We start from the raw sequence: 16,048 nt of genomic DNA on the forward strand, positions 1-16,048 counted from the left end.
ATAAGATATAATGTTAAATCACAAATTTAGTTAATCTGTAGCTCCTTTTTCATGGAACAGTCTATATGCCAGCCGACTATTTTCCTTGAAAACAAACATAATACTAGCTAGATAAAGCCAACCTTCCGTATGCATTGACTAGTCTCTGTCCATCTCTTTCTTCAACAAGCTCTCAATATAATCGTTAAAACGTTCCGTTCCATCTTTCAAGGAATACAAAAAATACTATTTGTGAAAGCTAATCCAATAACTCTCAAAATCTTAATGATACTTCCTACGAAGGATACAAATATATACAGTTCGTCATTCCTCCAAATAAAAAGGCACCCCGAAGGATACTATTGTTTTAAATTCTATTTTAGAAATAAGATCAACACAGCACAGGCTATACCTGAATAAATCCAGATTGCTTGATCTTTGGCACATTGAAAAAACTTTTTCATTTTAAACCAACCTCCTTTTGGTCTACTCAATTCGACAAAATGTGTCGATTTCCTGCCAAAAAAAGAAAAACACCCGAAAGAGTGTTCATATTGGTATATCTAATCCTGTTTTTCATTTGTTGGACTAATCATTGTGCAAAATAAAAAAAGTGTGGTCGTCCAAATGCAACCACATTTTTTTAATGCCAAAAACAAAATAAACATGTTGTTATTTCAGTATTAATATTGTGTGTTCTTGTTCCCAAGAGTGTACTTTAGTGTTGATTCTGTACTTGCTTTTATTTTTGCTTTTCAAAAGAAAATCCTTATATATTTGTAAATATCAATGCTTTTTATAGTTTTAACTTTCATTCCAAAAATATTGGAAGAACTAAGTAAAATTCTTTTATTATTTTTATCTTTACAAAATTTAAAGTTCTGTTTGCTTAACTGTTCCGCCCTCAAACACACGATATTCCTTGTGTTTATTGTTTTTATCAATATAATAAGTTAGAAAAATAATTTATAATTCCTTCATCTGTCCATAATATGAACAATTGCATCCGCAAATCTCCATTTTTAGACCTTTTTCATCCACCGTATCGAATCCCCATTTCTTGAAAATCCTTCTGTTCCCCAAAAACATAGCCTTCTTTGATTACATAACCATGTCTCCATACTTTATGGCTTTCCAAAGCACTAGTACCAATAGCTTTTGGTTCCCCTAATAAATTCTTTACTTTTTCTTGAGTCATCCCTATCTTTAAGTTATTCTTTATAAAATCGTTATCAATTTGGTTTTCAGCTTTTTTTAAAAGGTTTCTCCTCTTGTCTTTCTTCTTTTTCACTATTTTCTTTTGTTGCTTTCTCATTTTGAACTGCATTTCTGGTTCCTTTTCTTTCTCATTCGTTTCATTAGTTACATTTTCTTTTAAAACTTCTTCCCCTTTTTCTTGATCATCACTTTCCTCAGTTACATTTTCTTTTACATTGCTTTCCGTTTAGAGTCATTTTTTTGCTTTTCACCATCATTGTTTTCAATAACCTCTTTTCCCTCCTCTTCCTCAGCTACCTTAAGAGAAGTGGATGATGATTCATCAGCATCAGCCGTTACATCCTTGTTGCTCGTACTGCATCCCCCAAGAATACTAATAAAAAAACGAATAAAATGTTTTTCAATTAAAATGATCCCCTTAAAAAATTTGATTCATCACCACTTTTTGTGATTTTGGCAAAAAAGAAGAAAACACTTACGAAAACCTGGCAATAATGTTAGCTACCACATATACGTCCGTCATGGCAAGGGATGAGAGTCCGAAAGCGCTCACGGATGAAATTCAAAAAAATGGTTCGCTAACCTATGACTTACATCTGTTTTCAGCGAATCAAAAAAGTTCCCACAAAGTCTTGACTGACTCTGTTTTAATGTGGTGCTTCCATACACATGCAATATGTGATATTATTACGAATGTATGTTCTTGTTGATGATTATGATAAAAAATTGAAAAAAAGAGGTGTGTTTTATGATTTTAGGAGTTCATGCTTATTTAAGAATGGATGGTAATGGAAAAGAAGCAGTGAAATTTTATGAAAATGCACTGGATGCAGAAGTTCTGGGAGTTCAAACTTACGGTGAATTGCCTGAAAACCCAGAATTCGCTCTTCCTGCTGAAGCAAAAGATCGTGTAATACATGCACAATTAAGAGTCGGAAATACGTTTCTTATGCTATCTGATACATTTCCAGGTCAACCATATCAACTTGGTTCACAAGTTGAAGTAGCGATCACTTTAAATGATGTAGAAAAATCAAAAGAAGTATTTGGAAAACTTCAGGAAGGTGGCGAAGTAATCATGCCACTTCAAGAAACTCACTGGAGTCCATCATATGGACAAGTTAGAGATAAATTCGGCATAACCTGGCAGATTTCAACAATAGTAGAATAATTTTTGTACTTTGGAAGATACATCCCCCTATTCTATTCTTTATTTTCTTACAATAAACGATTAAAGAACAATTGTTGAAATTAACTTATATTTCAAATACTTGGAAGCACCATTTAACTTATGTATAAATGGGTGCTTTTTTATTTTCAATTCTTATTTTACTCAACTAACTGCTTCTTCCTCTTTCAATTGTTTTTTAGACTTTTTACTAAACAAAAGAGTAAAAGAAGAAAAGGTACTTGTTCAAACGGTAAGATTTAAAAAGATTGTGATAATTTTACTTCAACTATCGTGTTCAATAGTTGAACAATACTGACAGAAAAGACCGATTTATTCATCTGGCCCGATCCATTAAGTCCTGGTTGACACCGATGTATTTTTAATGTTATGGCAAGCGATAAATGGTTAAATATCAACTACTCAAAATTCATGACTTGTACACCTCGATTCGCTGAGCAAAGGCAAGCTTATAAAAATGCCCTTGCTTTTAAACGATAGTACTTACTCTCGCTCTTTCCCATCTCATTATTATGATTTTTATATTATCCTAGATACCTAATATTCCCATAACCGTCGCTCGGCTTATTTCCAGAGCGTCGCTCGTTTCCTGCAAATTCCTTATCACTACAAACATCTTCCGTTCAGATCCTTGAGTTAAGCTAACCGCTACTTCTACTATCACAGATTAGGACTTTTACCCTAGCGCACAAAAAAAGGAATCGGACATCCGTCCGACTCTTTTGCCATAAAATTTCTACATTTATTTTACTAACCGCTCAACTTGATTAACAACATTTTCAACCGTAAAGCCGTATTCTTCAATGATTTTATTGCCGTTTCCGGATGCACCAAATGTGTCGATTGCCATTACGATGCCGTGGTCGCCGACATATTTTTTCCACCCGAGCGGAGAAGCCATTTCAATTGCGACTCTTGCTTTTATCGTTGTTGGTAACACTTCATTTTTATAAGTCTCATCTTGTTTTTCAAATCGATCCCAAGACGGCATACTGATCACATTAACTTCAATTCCTTTTTCTTTCAATGCTTTTTGTGCGTGGACAGCCAGCTGCACTTCAGAACCAGTCGCAATCAACAATGCATCAGGTACTTCTTTTTCTCCTTTACTTATTACGTAAGCACCGCGTTTTACCCCTTCATAAGCAAGCTCTTGCGTACCTTTCAATGTCGGCAAGTTTTGTCTTGTTAAAATTAATGCGGTTGGCTGATCTTTACTTTCAAGGGCAAGGCGCCATGCCGCTTGGACTTCGTTACCGTCTGCAGGGCGTATAACCAAAAGATTTGGAATGGAACGCAATCCGGCTAATTGTTCAATCGGTTCATGAGTCGGACCGTCTTCACCGACAGCAATGGAATCATGGGTAAACACATACGTAACCGGTACGTTCATAAGAGCTGCCAAACGAATGGCCGGTTTTAAATAGTCACTGAATACTAAGAATGTTCCTCCGTACACTTTCACCCCGCCGTGAAGTGCCATTCCATTTAATACCGCACCCATACCGAATTCGCGAACACCAAACCAAATGTTCCGTCCGGCATAATTTTCGGCAGAAAAGTCACCTTCTCCGTTTAAGTAAGTTTTGTTTGATTCTGCAAGGTCCGCACTGCCGCCAAATAGGTATGGTACGTTTTTCGCAAGGGCGTTTAACACTTTTCCGGAAGACACACGTGTTGCAAGAGTATCAAAACCTGGTGTAAATTCCGGCAATTTTTGATCCCAATCGGCCGGAAGCTCTCCGTTTATTGCTGCTTCCAATTCTGCGGCAAGTTCCGGGTACTTTTCTTTATAAGTGGTAAACAATTGATTCCAAGCATCCTCAGTAGTTTTGCCCGGCTCAACTATTTTCTTATGAAAATCTGCATAAACTTCTTCCGGCACATGGAAATCCGGATGATTCCAACCGTAAAATTTTTTCGTTAATTGTATTTCCTCTTTACCTAACGGTGCACCATGAACTTTGGACCTACCGGCTTTATTCGGCGAACCGTAACCGATCACGGTTTTTACTTCAATTAATGTCGGTTGTTCCGTATTTTCCCGGGCTTTTTTAATCGCATCATAAATCTCTTTCGTATCATTTCCGTCTTCTACTCGTAAAACTTGCCATCCGTATGCTTCAAAACGTTTTGCCGTTTGATCGGAAAAAGAGCGGTTTAAGTCACCGTCAAGGGAAATATCATTGGAATCATATAAAACAATAAGTTTGCCTAATTTTAAGTGACCGGCAAGCGACGCGGCTTCGTGAGAGATCCCTTCCATCAAGTCGCCGTCACCGACAAGGGCATATGTATTATGATCAATAACCGACAAATCTTCTTTATTATACTTACTTGCCAAAAATCTTTCTGCCATCGCCATTCCAACAGCCATCCCAATTCCTTGTCCCAATGGGCCTGTTGTTGCTTCCACGCCGTCTGTATGATGCACTTCGGGGTGACCCGGTGTTTTTGAACCGTATTGACGGAAGTTTTTCAAATCATCCATTGTTACGTTATAACCGGAAAGATGAAGTAAGCTGTACAAAAGTGCCGAACCGTGACCTGCTGATAAAACAAAGCGATCTCTATTGAACCATTTTGAATTTTTCGGGATATGTTTCATAAATTCCGTCCAAAGAACGTAAGCCAACGGAGCCGCCCCCATCGGTAATCCGGGATGTCCGGAGTTGGCTTTTTCGATCATGTCAATGGACAAAGTACGAATTGTATTAATGGATAATTGTTCTATGGAAACTGTGTTGACCATTGGTGTTCCTCCTTACATTTTATAAATGCCTAAGAGCAATCGGTCAACTTCCGATTGCCCTTTTCTTTCAAATAAAATTAACCCTTTATCGGAACTTTCTTCCAATCCTCTAAAAATCGTTCAATTCCTTTATCTGTTAATGGATGTCCCCATAGTTTGGGGAATAGGTTACCCGGGATTGTTACAATATCAGCACCGACAACTGCTGCTTCTTCGACATGTTCAAGGCTACGAACACTTGCCGTAATAATTTCTGTTTTAAAATTGTAATTGGAAAGTACGACTTTTAAGCTTCTAATTAATTGAAGACCATCTGTACCGATATCATCAAGTCTCCCTACGAATGGGCTTACATAAGTGGCACCGGCTTTAGCAGCCATTAAGCCTTGGGCAACTGTGAAAATTAAAGTAACATTTGTTTTGATTCCTTCTTTTGAAAGAATATTAACCGCTTCCAATCCCGCTTCAGTCATCGGAATTTTTACAACAACATTAGGCGCCCAACCGGCCAATACGCGTGCTTCCTTCACCATTTCTTCGGTAGTCAACTCGATAACTTCAGCACTAACTGGTCCGTCCACAATACTACAAATCTCTTTAATAACTTCCTCAAAATCTCTTCCTTCGCGGGCAATAATTGTCGGATTTGTCGTTACACCGTCGACTAATCCAAGACTTGCTACTCGTTTTATCTCTTCAATATTAGCTGTGTCAAGGAAAAATTTCATGTTACTACCTCCTCGTATACTAAGTTTCAGAAAGTTTTTTTATCGAATTTCCAGTCCGATACGCTCCTTGACAATCGCATATCTTGGGTGGTTGCCTTTGTGGGAGGGGCGCGCCCCTCCCACAAAGGGTTGAGCGTACCGGGGTTGGACTTTTCGCAATGTTCCTGGATAATGGTCTTAGGATCATCGGGGATACTCTTCTCACTCCTGTAGCTTTGACTACTTGTAAAGTCTGTCTCCTCGGCCCCTGTTTGGACGTCTAACCCGCAGGCTGTTCCCGTTGGTTTTCCCCATGCTGGAAGGAGCAGCTTCCAGGGCAGCCCATGGTCCAACGTGAGTTCTCATATGCGAGGGTGACTGGTCAACAGGCGCGATCCGGGGGCATCCCGAAGAGTCCTACCCCTCGATCCTACAACAATAGGAGGTGATCTCATGAAACTCTACGTCGGGATCGACGTGAGCTCACGCGACTTAGCCACCTGCATTATGGATCATGAAGGAAATACGTGCGCACGCTTCAAAGTGGATAATCATCTTCTGGGCGCCACCTTCCTTCGGGATCAAATCCTCCTGTGGGCTAACAAGCGAAAGCCAACCGAAATTCTGATCGGGATGGAAGCCACCTCGGTCTACAGTTGGCATCCAGCTATGTTTTTCCACCAGCAGGAGGCCTTGCAGGCTTGGAACGTCAAGGTGTTTACGATCAATCCAAAGCTCATTCGCAAGTTTAAAGAAGCCTATGTCGACTTGGAGAAAACGGATGACATCGATGCTTGGATCATTGCGGATCGGCTTCGCTTCGGCCGTCTGAAGATGACGGCTGTCCTCAAGGAGCAGTTTCTCGCGCTTCAGCGACTGACACGCATGCGATATCATCTCGTCCACCAGTTAACCCGTGAGAAACAGTATTTTCTCCAGCACTTGTTTTACAAATGCAGTTCCTTTACCCAAGAGGTGGACAGTTCGATCTTCGGACATGCCATTCTCGAACTGCTGCTTGAGTCGTGGAGCCTCGATGACATCTGCCAAATGGATGTCAAGCAGTTGGCCGACTTCCTGCGCCAAAAAGGGCGCAATCGCTTTGCCGATCCGGAATGCATCGCCAAGTCGATTCAAAAGGCGGCCCGTTCGTCGTATCGGTTGTCCAAGTGTGTCGAGGATTCCATCGACTTGCTGTTAGGGCTGTCGATTCAATCAATCCGCAGCCTGCAATCGCAGCTCAAAGAGCTCGATAAAGCCATTACCCGCCATCTTGAAGGCATTCCGAACACACTGCAAACCATCCCAGGCATCGGACCGGTTTATACCGCAGGCATCCTGGCCGAAATCGGGCAAATCGAGCGGTTTCACAACCAGGCCGCCTTGGCAAAATATGCCGGCTTGACATGGTCCAAGCACCAATCGGGCCGTTTTCAAGCCGAGGACACCTCCCTCATTCGTTCCGGCAATCGCTATCTCCGTTACTACCTAGTGGAGGCTGCCAACTCGGTGCAACGGCATGATGCGACGTTTCGTGCGTACTACCGGAAGAAGTATGAGGAAGTGCCCAAACACCAACATAAACGAGCCCTCGTCCTCACCGCTAGAAAACTCGTGCGTGTGATCGATGCGCTGCTACGCAACGGTCAAATCTACACGCCAAGAAAGGGGGAAGATCGATAAGAGGATCGATCTGGTATACCAATATCAACCTTTAGACCCAGTTTATTACATGTACCAATACTGGGTTTCTTCAGTATTGCCTTTTTTCGGATCATCGGACAAGGGAATTTCCAATTTCTATGATTTTTCACCTTGACATATTACCGCAGGACTTATACTGTTAGAGCTGCCTTTCTTGTGAAAAAATGCTCAGTTTCGGTATATCGCATTTTTTTATCTCTTCCGTTAATTAATAATGAATGAGTAATAAACTTATTTTTGTCTTGACGAATCCCTCTTATTAACATGTTGTTTGTAATACCCGTTGCAATAAAAAGACAATCATCAGCATTGACTAAATCGTTAAGGATAAGCGCTTGTTCAGGATCTGATAACCCCATTTTTTTACATCTCTCATACTCCTCTTTTGTTCTCGGCAGGAGTCTAGCCTGCATATCACCGCCTAAACTTTTTATACCGACAGCTGCCAAAACTCCTTCAGGAGCACCTCCAATGCCGATAAACATATCAATATTTAAATGTTCTACACATGTGGAAATCGCAGGAATAACATCACCTTCTTCAAATAAAAGTACCTTCCCACCAAGACTACGAATACTATCTATCATTCCTTGATGGCGTTCCCTCCCTTGAATAATGACTGTTAATTCATTTACTTGCTTTCCACTTGCTTCCGCTACAGCATATAAATTATCTTCCAATGATTGATTGATATCAATTATACCTTTTGCTCTAGGTCCGGTAGCGATTTTTTCCATATACATATCCGGAGCATTGAGCAAAGCGCCCTTAGGAGCCGCGGCGATAACGGCTATGGCGTCATTTTGACCATTTATGGTTGGAGTTGTGCCATCAATTGGATCGACGGCTAAATCAATTTCAGGACCGCTTCCTTTACCGACCCGTTCTCCAATATAAAGCATTGGTGCTTCATCTATTTCACCTTCACCAATCACGACTGTACCGGACATGGGGATCTGATTTAACAAAGTACGCATTGATTCTGTTGCTGCTCGGTCCGCTTCCATCTTATTCCCGCTTCCAACCCATGCAAACGAAGCCAATGCCGCTGTTTCAGTCACATTTAAAAAATCGAACATTAATCGATGCACTGACGTCCACCCCTTTTTAAATAAAACAATGACATATTTAGCAACCACATGAACCGGCAATAGCTTGTTGACCTTGTTCGGTTAAAAATTGTTTTTCTTTCTTTACAATTTTATCTATCTTCCGTTGAGAGCCGCCTTGCCATTCAACGTTTAAGTAAGCGGATACAACTTTCTTTGCCACTTCCGGTCCAATAATTTGTGCACCCATTGTAAGAATTTGCGCATCGTTACTTAACTGTGCCCTTTCAGCGGAATAGACATCATGAGCTAATGCTGCACGGATACCCGGAAATTTATTCGCAGCAATACATACACCAATTCCTGTACCGCAAATAAGAATACCGCGTTCTATCTCCCCTTTGTTGACCCCTTCTGCCACTTTAAATGCAACGTCAGGATAATCAATTGCATCTATCGAATAACAGCCGTAATCTATAACCTCATGTCCTAATTCCTCTATAAAATTTTTTATTATTTCTTTTAATTCAAAACCATTATGATCACATCCGATTCCAATTTTCATATTTGTTTCCCCTTTCAAATTCATCTTAATTTTTTTATTTTTTACTATCCATTATCATTTTATTATATTTACTTTTTATTTTCAAGTTTTATTTTCGTTTATTTTCGTTTCGATAATATAAACAAAACTTTTTATTATTTTTAAATTTTTATTTACTTGCCATATTGCAAATAATTGTTTAAACTGATATAAGTATTATTATGGTTGTTTTTATTTGTTTTTAATTACTTTTACTTATTAATGAAACGTTATTGATACAATTTATGTAGGTTAGGAGGGATAAAAAATGAATAAATTATTTGCGACAGAAAGAAGACAGTTAATTTTAAATATATTACGGGAGAAAAAAAGAGTAACTGTTAAAGACTTAGCTAAATATGTAAACGTTTCCGAGGCGACATTACGGGCTGATTTAAACATATTAGAAGAAGAGGGGCTTTTAACTCGTACACATGGCGGTGCTGTTTTGAATGAAGATCTTCCTGCAAAAAAGAGTTTCTCTGAGAGGGAAAAGAAAAACCGAGAATCCAAAATTGCCATTGCTAAAAAGGCAATTGATTTAATTTCTCATAAAGATTGTATACTTCTTGATGCGAGTACAACATCTCTTGAATTAGCTCGGCTTTTACGTGGGTCAAACAAACATATTACAGTCGTAACAAACGGCCTTTCTCAAGTATTGGAACTAAAGGAGAACCCGGTAATTAATGTTATATTAATCGGCGGTATCGCAAGAATGGGATCCATGGCAATCGAAGGACTCCTTGGTAAAAGCGTGTTGGACAAAATTAATATTGATACATTGTTTACATCAGCTAGTGGTTTTACAGTTGAAGAGGGACTTACCGATTTTAATGTGTATGAAGTTGAATTAAAAAGAGTGATGGTTGAAAAGGCAAACAAAGTTGTTGCCCTATTGGATTCATCAAAAATCGGAACAAGTTCAATTGCAACCTTTGCTACTTGTGAGGAAATTGATACATTAATTACTGATCAAAATATTTCAAGCGATTTATATAATCAGCTGATTAATTATAACATAAAAATTTTATAAAAATTTTTCAAAATAGAGGTGCATAATATTATTATTTTTGGCTGCATCTCTTTTTTATGTAAGAGTAAAATAATCCAACCTGTTTATCAGAGTAAGGATGTATTATTTGGATGTAAGGTTATTAAAAACACGACAATATAATGGGATCGTTTCTGACTATGCATGGAAGTAGCTGATCAAGGCGTCCGTATCGATCATTCTTATCTATATTTGATTTAGAAATTTCTTAAACAGATAGCAAAGATAATAAAATGGATTGAAAAATTTTCCTTCTTTGTCTTCACAATACTATAGATTCATGAGGAGATTATCTCATAATATAATCAGGCCTAGAAAATGTGCAAAGTTTAACGATTACTTTTTTATTATATTTAATCAACATTTTTTGTAATTAATTAAAATTCTTATAATAAGTTGGATAGTTTAAGATACAAGCAGACCTCTCCTTCTTCATCCCTTCAAAATACAATCACAAAAAATGATGAGGAAGGAGAGGGCAGAACGTCTGTTGTTAAGTAAATCCAGCACATTCAAGAAATACAATCGAAAACGTTCTAAATTTCTGTAATATGCTCTATTTTTAATCTTATATTTGCTTCCCTAGATAAGAAATATTGGGAGATTTCACCTTTTTAATTTTCTATTATCTGGGCTACCTCATGGAATGAAGGGTATAGACTACTCCAGGAAATCATTCTCCTACAAAGGATTCAAAAATCGGGATCTCAGAAGAGCTTTCATTGTTTGTCTAAATCACAAAATTTAATGATAAATCTTTATTTTTTATTGTTTTTTCCTAGAATTCGAATCTTATAATAAAAAATTATGTTTTTATATATCCATTTTATCCATTTAAAAGATTTATAAAGTGAAAGGTGTATTTTCTTTTTGAAAAAGACACCTTTATTACATTTGATACAATAAAGGTGCCATTAAATAATAAGAATGGATTCATTTGTGTTGATTTTTAACCGACTTTTTCTACCTTATTATTTACATAATTTAAGAATGTTTCTAATATAAGATAACAGGAAGTTGCTCCCGGATCTTGAACTCCAATTGAACGATCTCCTAACCGGCTAGAACGGCCTTTTTTCGATAGCAAATCTTTTGTAGATTCCATTCCTTTTTTTGCCTGATGCACAGCAGATGTAAATGCACCAACAAAGTCACCGGATTTTTTAACCTTTGCTTCAAGTTCGTTTAAAAAAGGTTCTAGCGTATCAACCATTGTTTTCTCACCAACCCGTGCACCACCGCGTTCTTGAATCCCTCTTCCAAAAGCTATCCAATATTCCGCTAAATCTTGATCATTAATCACTGTTTTCCCTTTTATGACTTTTGCACCACGTATAAAACCTGTGGCATATAAAGGACCAACAGATGATCCGACTGCATTTAAGAACGTTTTGGCGACAGTTGTATTTACTTTAGCGGGATCTTCTTCATTTGCTAATTCATTTTCTAATTTTTCGTTTACAGCTTGCCAGCCTATGGACATTGTTACACCATGGTCACCATCACCTAGTTTGCGATCTAATTCACACAGATAGTCTTTTTGTTCTTCTATTACATCTACAACTGCTTTAAAATAGCGCATGAAATCTTTTGCTGTAAATTCCATTTAGAGACCTCCTTACTTATTTCTGTACAAACATTGGTGTATTAACTGGATGATCAATCATTTTTTCCAATTCCTCATCCAATTTCATTAATGTAATTGAACAGCCACCCATTTCTAATGAAGTAATATAATTTCCAACATATGAACGATATATCTTAATCCCACGTTCACTTAATAATTTTTCAACTCGACGAAACATAATAAAGAGTTCCATATATGGTGTAGAACCAAGGCCATTTACTAAGACAGCCACTTTATCCCCTTCTTCGATTTCGATATCTTCTAAAATTTCATTAACTAAGCGATCTGCTACTTCATCTGCCGGTTTAAGCGGACCTTTTTCTATCCCCGGTTCCCCATGGTGTCCAAGTCCAATTTCCATTTCATCATCACCAATTTCAAAACTTGGTTTACCGGTTTGAGGTAATGAACATGGTGTTAAACCAACACCCATTGATCGAATATTTTCATTTGCCTTTTTTGCAACCCGAACAACTTCGTCTAAATTATAACCAAAATCAGCTGCTGCACCCGCTGCTTTCCATACAAAGAATTCACCTGCAATCCCACGGCGTTTTCCCTTTTCTTCTTTTGGTGCAGATGCCACATCATCAGTTGTTATAGCAGTACCTACACATATATCCTCATCCAATTCAGCCATTTCAGCTGCCATACCAAAGTTCATTACATCACCTGCATAATTACCGTATAAATAGACGACCCCTGCTCCTTTATCAATTGCTTTTGTTACTGCCAAAATTGGTTCTGGAGATGGAGAGGCGAAAATATTGCCAACTGCTACACCATCTGCCATTCCCTCACCAACATAACCCATAAAGGCTGGTTCATGACCAGAACCCCCTCCGATTAATATACCTACTTTCCCTTCTCGAGTTTTACGTGTTGTAACTATTGCTCGTTTATTTTCAGGTAGTTGTTTAACATAGTCTGGATAGGCTTTTACATAGCCCTCAATCATTTCTTCTACAACATTTTTCGGATCATTTATCAGTTTCTTCACAGACGTACACTCCTCGTATACTAAGTTTCAGAAAGTTTTTTTATCGAATTTCCAGTCCGATACGCTCCTTGACAATCGCATATCTTGGGTGGTTGCCTTTGTGGGAGGGGCGCGCCCCTCCCACAAAGGGTTGAGCGTACCGGGGTTGGACTTTTCGCAATGTTCCTGGATAATGGTCTTAGGATCATCGGGGATACTCTTCTCACTCCTGTAGCTTTGACTACTTGTAAAGTCTGTCTCCTCGGCCCCTGTTTGGACGTCTAACCCGCAGGCTGTTCCCGTTGGTTTTCCCCATGCTGGAAGGAGCAGCTTCCAGGGCAGCCCATGGTCCAACGTGAGTTCTCATATGCGAGGGTGACTGGTCAACAGGCGCGATCCGGGGGCATCCCGAAGAGTCCTACCCCTCGATCCTACAACAATAGGAGGTGATCTCATGAAACTCTACGTCGGGATCGACGTGAGCTCACGCGACTTAGCCACCTGCATTATGGATCATGAAGGAAATACGTGCGCACGCTTCAAAGTGGATAATCATCTTCTGGGCGCCACCTTCCTTCGGGATCAAATCCTCCTGTGGGCTAACAAGCGAAAGCCAACCGAAATTCTGATCGGGATGGAAGCCACCTCGGTCTACAGTTGGCATCCAGCTATGTTTTTCCACCAGCAGGAGGCCTTGCAGGCTTGGAACGTCAAGGTGTTTACGATCAATCCAAAGCTCATTCGCAAGTTTAAAGAAGCCTATGTCGACTTGGAGAAAACGGATGACATCGATGCTTGGATCATTGCGGATCGGCTTCGCTTCGGCCGTCTGAAGATGACGGCTGTCCTCAAGGAGCAGTTTCTCGCGCTTCAGCGACTGACACGCATGCGATATCATCTCGTCCACCAGTTAACCCGTGAGAAACAGTATTTTCTCCAGCACTTGTTTTACAAATGCAGTTCCTTTACCCAAGAGGTGGACAGTTCGATCTTCGGACATGCCATTCTCGAACTGCTGCTTGAGTCGTGGAGCCTCGATGACATCTGCCAAATGGATGTCAAGCAGTTGGCCGACTTCCTGCGCCAAAAAGGGCGCAATCGCTTTGCCGATCCGGAATGCATCGCCAAGTCGATTCAAAAGGCGGCCCGTTCGTCGTATCGGTTGTCCAAGTGTGTCGAGGATTCCATCGACTTGCTGTTAGGGCTGTCGATTCAATCAATCCGCAGCCTGCAATCGCAGCTCAAAGAGCTCGATAAAGCCATTACCCGCCATCTTGAAGGCATTCCGAACACACTGCAAACCATCCCAGGCATCGGACCGGTTTATACCGCAGGCATCCTGGCCGAAATCGGGCAAATCGAGCGGTTTCACAACCAGGCCGCCTTGGCAAAATATGCCGGCTTGACATGGTCCAAGCACCAATCGGGCCGTTTTCAAGCCGAGGACACCTCCCTCATTCGTTCCGGCAATCGCTATCTCCGTTACTACCTAGTGGAGGCTGCCAACTCGGTGCAACGGCATGATGCGACGTTTCGTGCGTACTACCGGAAGAAGTATGAGGAAGTGCCCAAACACCAACATAAACGAGCCCTCGTCCTCACCGCTAGAAAACTCGTGCGTGTGATCGATGCGCTGCTACGCAACGGTCAAATCTACACGCCAAGAAAGGGGGAAGATCGATAAGAGGATCGATCTGGTATACCAATATCAACCTTTAGACCCAGTTTATTACATGTACCAATACTGGGTTTCTTCAGTATTGCCTTTTTTCGGATCATCGGACAAGGGAATTTCCAATTTCTATGATTTTTCACCTTGACATATTACCGCAGGACTTTGATTAATGATACTATTATTAATGCTAATCCTTTTCTTTTTAATAGTACTACTATTTTTAGTTTTTAAACTATTTTTTCTTTTACATTCTTAGATACTTTTTTGACCGTTTCATCAGGAAGTTTTAAAAAGTTTGTTAAAATAGCCGCTATAAAGTATAATCCAGCTAATAACCACATTAAACCTTTAACGCCAAGAGCATCATAGAATAGTGTTACTATTGCAGGGCCGACAAAAACACATAAACCAGCCCCCAAGTTTAAAATTGACATTGCAGCTCCCTTATCTCCGTCACCAACTAAAGAAGGAGTTAAAGCTGATAGTGGAACAAATCCAGCTAAACAAGCTCCCCAAAGTATACCTGCTAGACCGACTAGAAATACATTTTCTTCAAAGAAATATGGTATGTAGAATAGCATTAATGTGAATACACCACAACCTACAGCACCAAACCATTTAACCGTTCTTCTCCACCCTAACTTATCACCAACATATCCAAAGATTAAGTTGAAAGCGATATTAGAAATAAAAATTGTTCCCCAAATATTCAACCAAACGGTTGTACTAACTCCTTGTTTTCCCAAATAAATCGGTAAAAACAACGGAAAAGCATATTGAGAAGCTTGGTTGATAACACGTACAATCCCGGCAATTCCAACTTTCGGCTCTTTTTTGACAATTAAAATACCATTTAATAGCTCTTTCAATTTATTTTCTTTCTTAGATTCATCCACTTTTTTAACATCAATTTGGTCGCGGTTCACAACTACCGCTAAAAATGCTCCAAATGCGATAAATACAAGTGCTACCCATAAAGTACCTATGTGGCCAATAACCGGTATGGCCCAACTGGAGAAATATGCCCCCAGTACACTTAATCCGCCAGTAAACACAAACCAGAACCAACCAACAGCTTTCCCTAATTGATAGCTAGGTGTCCGATAAGTAATCCATACTAAAAATGCGTAGGCAAATAATGGATAGCCAAATCCCCGAACAGCATATGTAGGGATCATCAAACCGTAATGTAATTCAGGTAACGCAATAGTTAGAAATAGTACTTGACCTATAGTATAAGCCAACACACCAAGCAACATTGTTTTTCGTGGACCTATGGCTTCTACCAATACACCCGAAAACCATGCCCCAATCGCAATCGTTACTCCATATGCGGTTGTAAGACCGGCAGCTTGTTGGACGGTAAGCCCACGATCAACGAGATAGGGACTTATCCAAGCAAGTTCTAATCCGTCACCCATCATAAAGATTAAAACTCCAACATATCCCCAAAACAGATGAGAAGGAATACCAATACGATCCAAAAACGACTGTTTTTTTGTTAAATTTGTCATTAATTTCCCCCCTTTTTC

12 protein-coding genes are annotated in these 16,048 nt (G+C 39.6%); 4 read left to right on the top strand and 8 right to left on the bottom strand.

From position 1 onward, the window contains the following. Positions 1–1,012 precede the first annotated feature (1,012 nt). Positions 1,013–1,294: a hypothetical protein gene (locus RI196_RS10200; RefSeq protein ID WP_311066200.1), complete on the bottom strand. Its 282-nt coding sequence runs from the start codon at positions 1,292–1,294 to the stop codon at positions 1,013–1,015. A 651-nt stretch (positions 1,295–1,945) separates the two neighbouring features. On the opposite strand from RI196_RS10200, the gene RI196_RS10205 reads away from it, so the two are divergent. Next, the gene (locus RI196_RS10205; RefSeq protein ID WP_063388747.1) at positions 1,946–2,368 is read left to right on the top strand and encodes a VOC family protein; all 423 of its coding nucleotides are present in this window, start codon (positions 1,946–1,948) and stop codon (positions 2,366–2,368) included. A gap of 760 nt (positions 2,369–3,128) precedes the next feature. On the opposite strand, the gene tkt is transcribed toward RI196_RS10205, so the two are convergent. Both tkt and fsa read right to left on the bottom strand, forming a co-directional pair. Then, positions 3,129–5,138: a transketolase gene (gene tkt, locus RI196_RS10210; RefSeq protein ID WP_311066201.1), complete on the bottom strand. Its 2,010-nt coding sequence runs from the start codon at positions 5,136–5,138 to the stop codon at positions 3,129–3,131. Between the two features lie 77 nt (positions 5,139–5,215). Continuing rightward, entirely contained in the window at positions 5,216–5,866 is a 651-nt protein-coding gene (gene fsa, locus RI196_RS10215) for a fructose-6-phosphate aldolase (RefSeq protein ID WP_063388749.1), read from the bottom strand. Positions 5,867–6,298: 432 nt separating this feature from the next. Between fsa and RI196_RS10220 the strand changes: the two genes are divergently transcribed. Next, positions 6,299–7,528 (top strand): IS110 family RNA-guided transposase, encoded by a 1,230-nt coding sequence (locus tag RI196_RS10220; protein ID WP_027725928.1) that lies wholly within the window; start codon positions 6,299–6,301, stop codon positions 7,526–7,528. 152 nt (positions 7,529–7,680) lie between these two features. Here the strand turns inward: RI196_RS10220 and glpX are convergent, their stop codons facing one another. Together glpX and rpiB are read right to left on the bottom strand one after the other, a co-directional pair. Further along, a complete protein-coding gene (gene glpX, locus RI196_RS10225; RefSeq protein ID WP_311066202.1) occupies positions 7,681–8,640 on the bottom strand; it encodes a class II fructose-bisphosphatase in 960 nt (319 codons plus the stop codon). A gap of 37 nt (positions 8,641–8,677) precedes the next feature. Then, positions 8,678–9,163 carry a ribose 5-phosphate isomerase B gene (rpiB, locus tag RI196_RS10230; protein ID WP_063388750.1) on the bottom strand — a complete coding sequence of 162 codons (486 nt, stop codon included), beginning with the start codon at positions 9,161–9,163 and terminating at the stop codon, positions 8,678–8,680. A gap of 286 nt (positions 9,164–9,449) precedes the next feature. Between rpiB and RI196_RS10235 the strand changes: the two genes are divergently transcribed. Further along, positions 9,450–10,217 carry a DeoR/GlpR family DNA-binding transcription regulator gene (locus RI196_RS10235; protein ID WP_063388751.1) on the top strand — a complete coding sequence of 256 codons (768 nt, stop codon included), beginning with the start codon at positions 9,450–9,452 and terminating at the stop codon, positions 10,215–10,217. A gap of 967 nt (positions 10,218–11,184) precedes the next feature. Here the strand turns inward: RI196_RS10235 and dhaL are convergent. Both dhaL and dhaK read right to left on the bottom strand, forming a co-directional pair. After that, complete coding sequence (gene dhaL / locus RI196_RS10240) at positions 11,185–11,841, bottom strand: dihydroxyacetone kinase subunit DhaL (RefSeq protein ID WP_063388759.1); 657 nt, start codon at positions 11,839–11,841, stop codon at positions 11,185–11,187. A 16-nt stretch (positions 11,842–11,857) separates the two neighbouring features. After that, positions 11,858–12,862: a dihydroxyacetone kinase subunit DhaK gene (dhaK, locus tag RI196_RS10245; protein ID WP_311066203.1), complete on the bottom strand. Its 1,005-nt coding sequence runs from the start codon at positions 12,860–12,862 to the stop codon at positions 11,858–11,860. Positions 12,863–13,295: 433 nt separating this feature from the next. Here dhaK and RI196_RS10250 point away from each other — a divergent pair, with 433 nt between their 5' ends. Then, complete coding sequence (locus RI196_RS10250) at positions 13,296–14,525, top strand: IS110 family RNA-guided transposase (RefSeq protein ID WP_027725928.1); 1,230 nt, start codon at positions 13,296–13,298, stop codon at positions 14,523–14,525. Positions 14,526–14,743: 218 nt separating this feature from the next. Here RI196_RS10250 and RI196_RS10255 read toward each other — a convergent pair whose 3' ends face one another. Then, positions 14,744–16,030, bottom strand: coding sequence for an MFS transporter (locus tag RI196_RS10255; RefSeq protein ID WP_311066204.1), 1,287 nt, complete (start codon positions 16,028–16,030; stop codon positions 14,744–14,746). Positions 16,031–16,048 lie beyond the last annotated feature (18 nt).

Source organism: Aeribacillus composti (assembly GCF_031760945.1).
GTDB lineage: Bacteria > Bacillota > Bacilli > Bacillales > Aeribacillaceae > Aeribacillus > Aeribacillus composti.

Excerpts from the sequence above, each read along its gene's own strand:
- tkt (WP_311066201.1), bottom strand. The coding sequence starts at position 5,138 with ATGGTCAACACAGTTTCCATAGAACAATTATCCATTAATACAATTCGT.
- dhaL (WP_063388759.1), bottom strand. The coding sequence starts at position 11,841 with ATGGAATTTACAGCAAAAGATTTCATGCGCTATTTTAAAGCAGTTGTA.
- fsa (WP_063388749.1), bottom strand. The coding sequence starts at position 5,866 with ATGAAATTTTTCCTTGACACAGCTAATATTGAAGAGATAAAACGAGTA.
- RI196_RS10250 (WP_027725928.1), top strand. The coding sequence starts at position 13,296 with ATGAAACTCTACGTCGGGATCGACGTGAGCTCACGCGACTTAGCCACC.
- RI196_RS10220 (WP_027725928.1), top strand. The coding sequence starts at position 6,299 with ATGAAACTCTACGTCGGGATCGACGTGAGCTCACGCGACTTAGCCACC.
- RI196_RS10255 (WP_311066204.1), bottom strand. The coding sequence starts at position 16,030 with ATGACAAATTTAACAAAAAAACAGTCGTTTTTGGATCGTATTGGTATT.
- RI196_RS10200 (WP_311066200.1), bottom strand. The coding sequence starts at position 1,294 with ATGAGAAAGCAACAAAAGAAAATAGTGAAAAAGAAGAAAGACAAGAGG.
- RI196_RS10235 (WP_063388751.1), top strand. The coding sequence starts at position 9,450 with ATGAATAAATTATTTGCGACAGAAAGAAGACAGTTAATTTTAAATATA.
- RI196_RS10205 (WP_063388747.1), top strand. The coding sequence starts at position 1,946 with ATGATTTTAGGAGTTCATGCTTATTTAAGAATGGATGGTAATGGAAAA.
- rpiB (WP_063388750.1), bottom strand. The coding sequence starts at position 9,163 with ATGAAAATTGGAATCGGATGTGATCATAATGGTTTTGAATTAAAAGAA.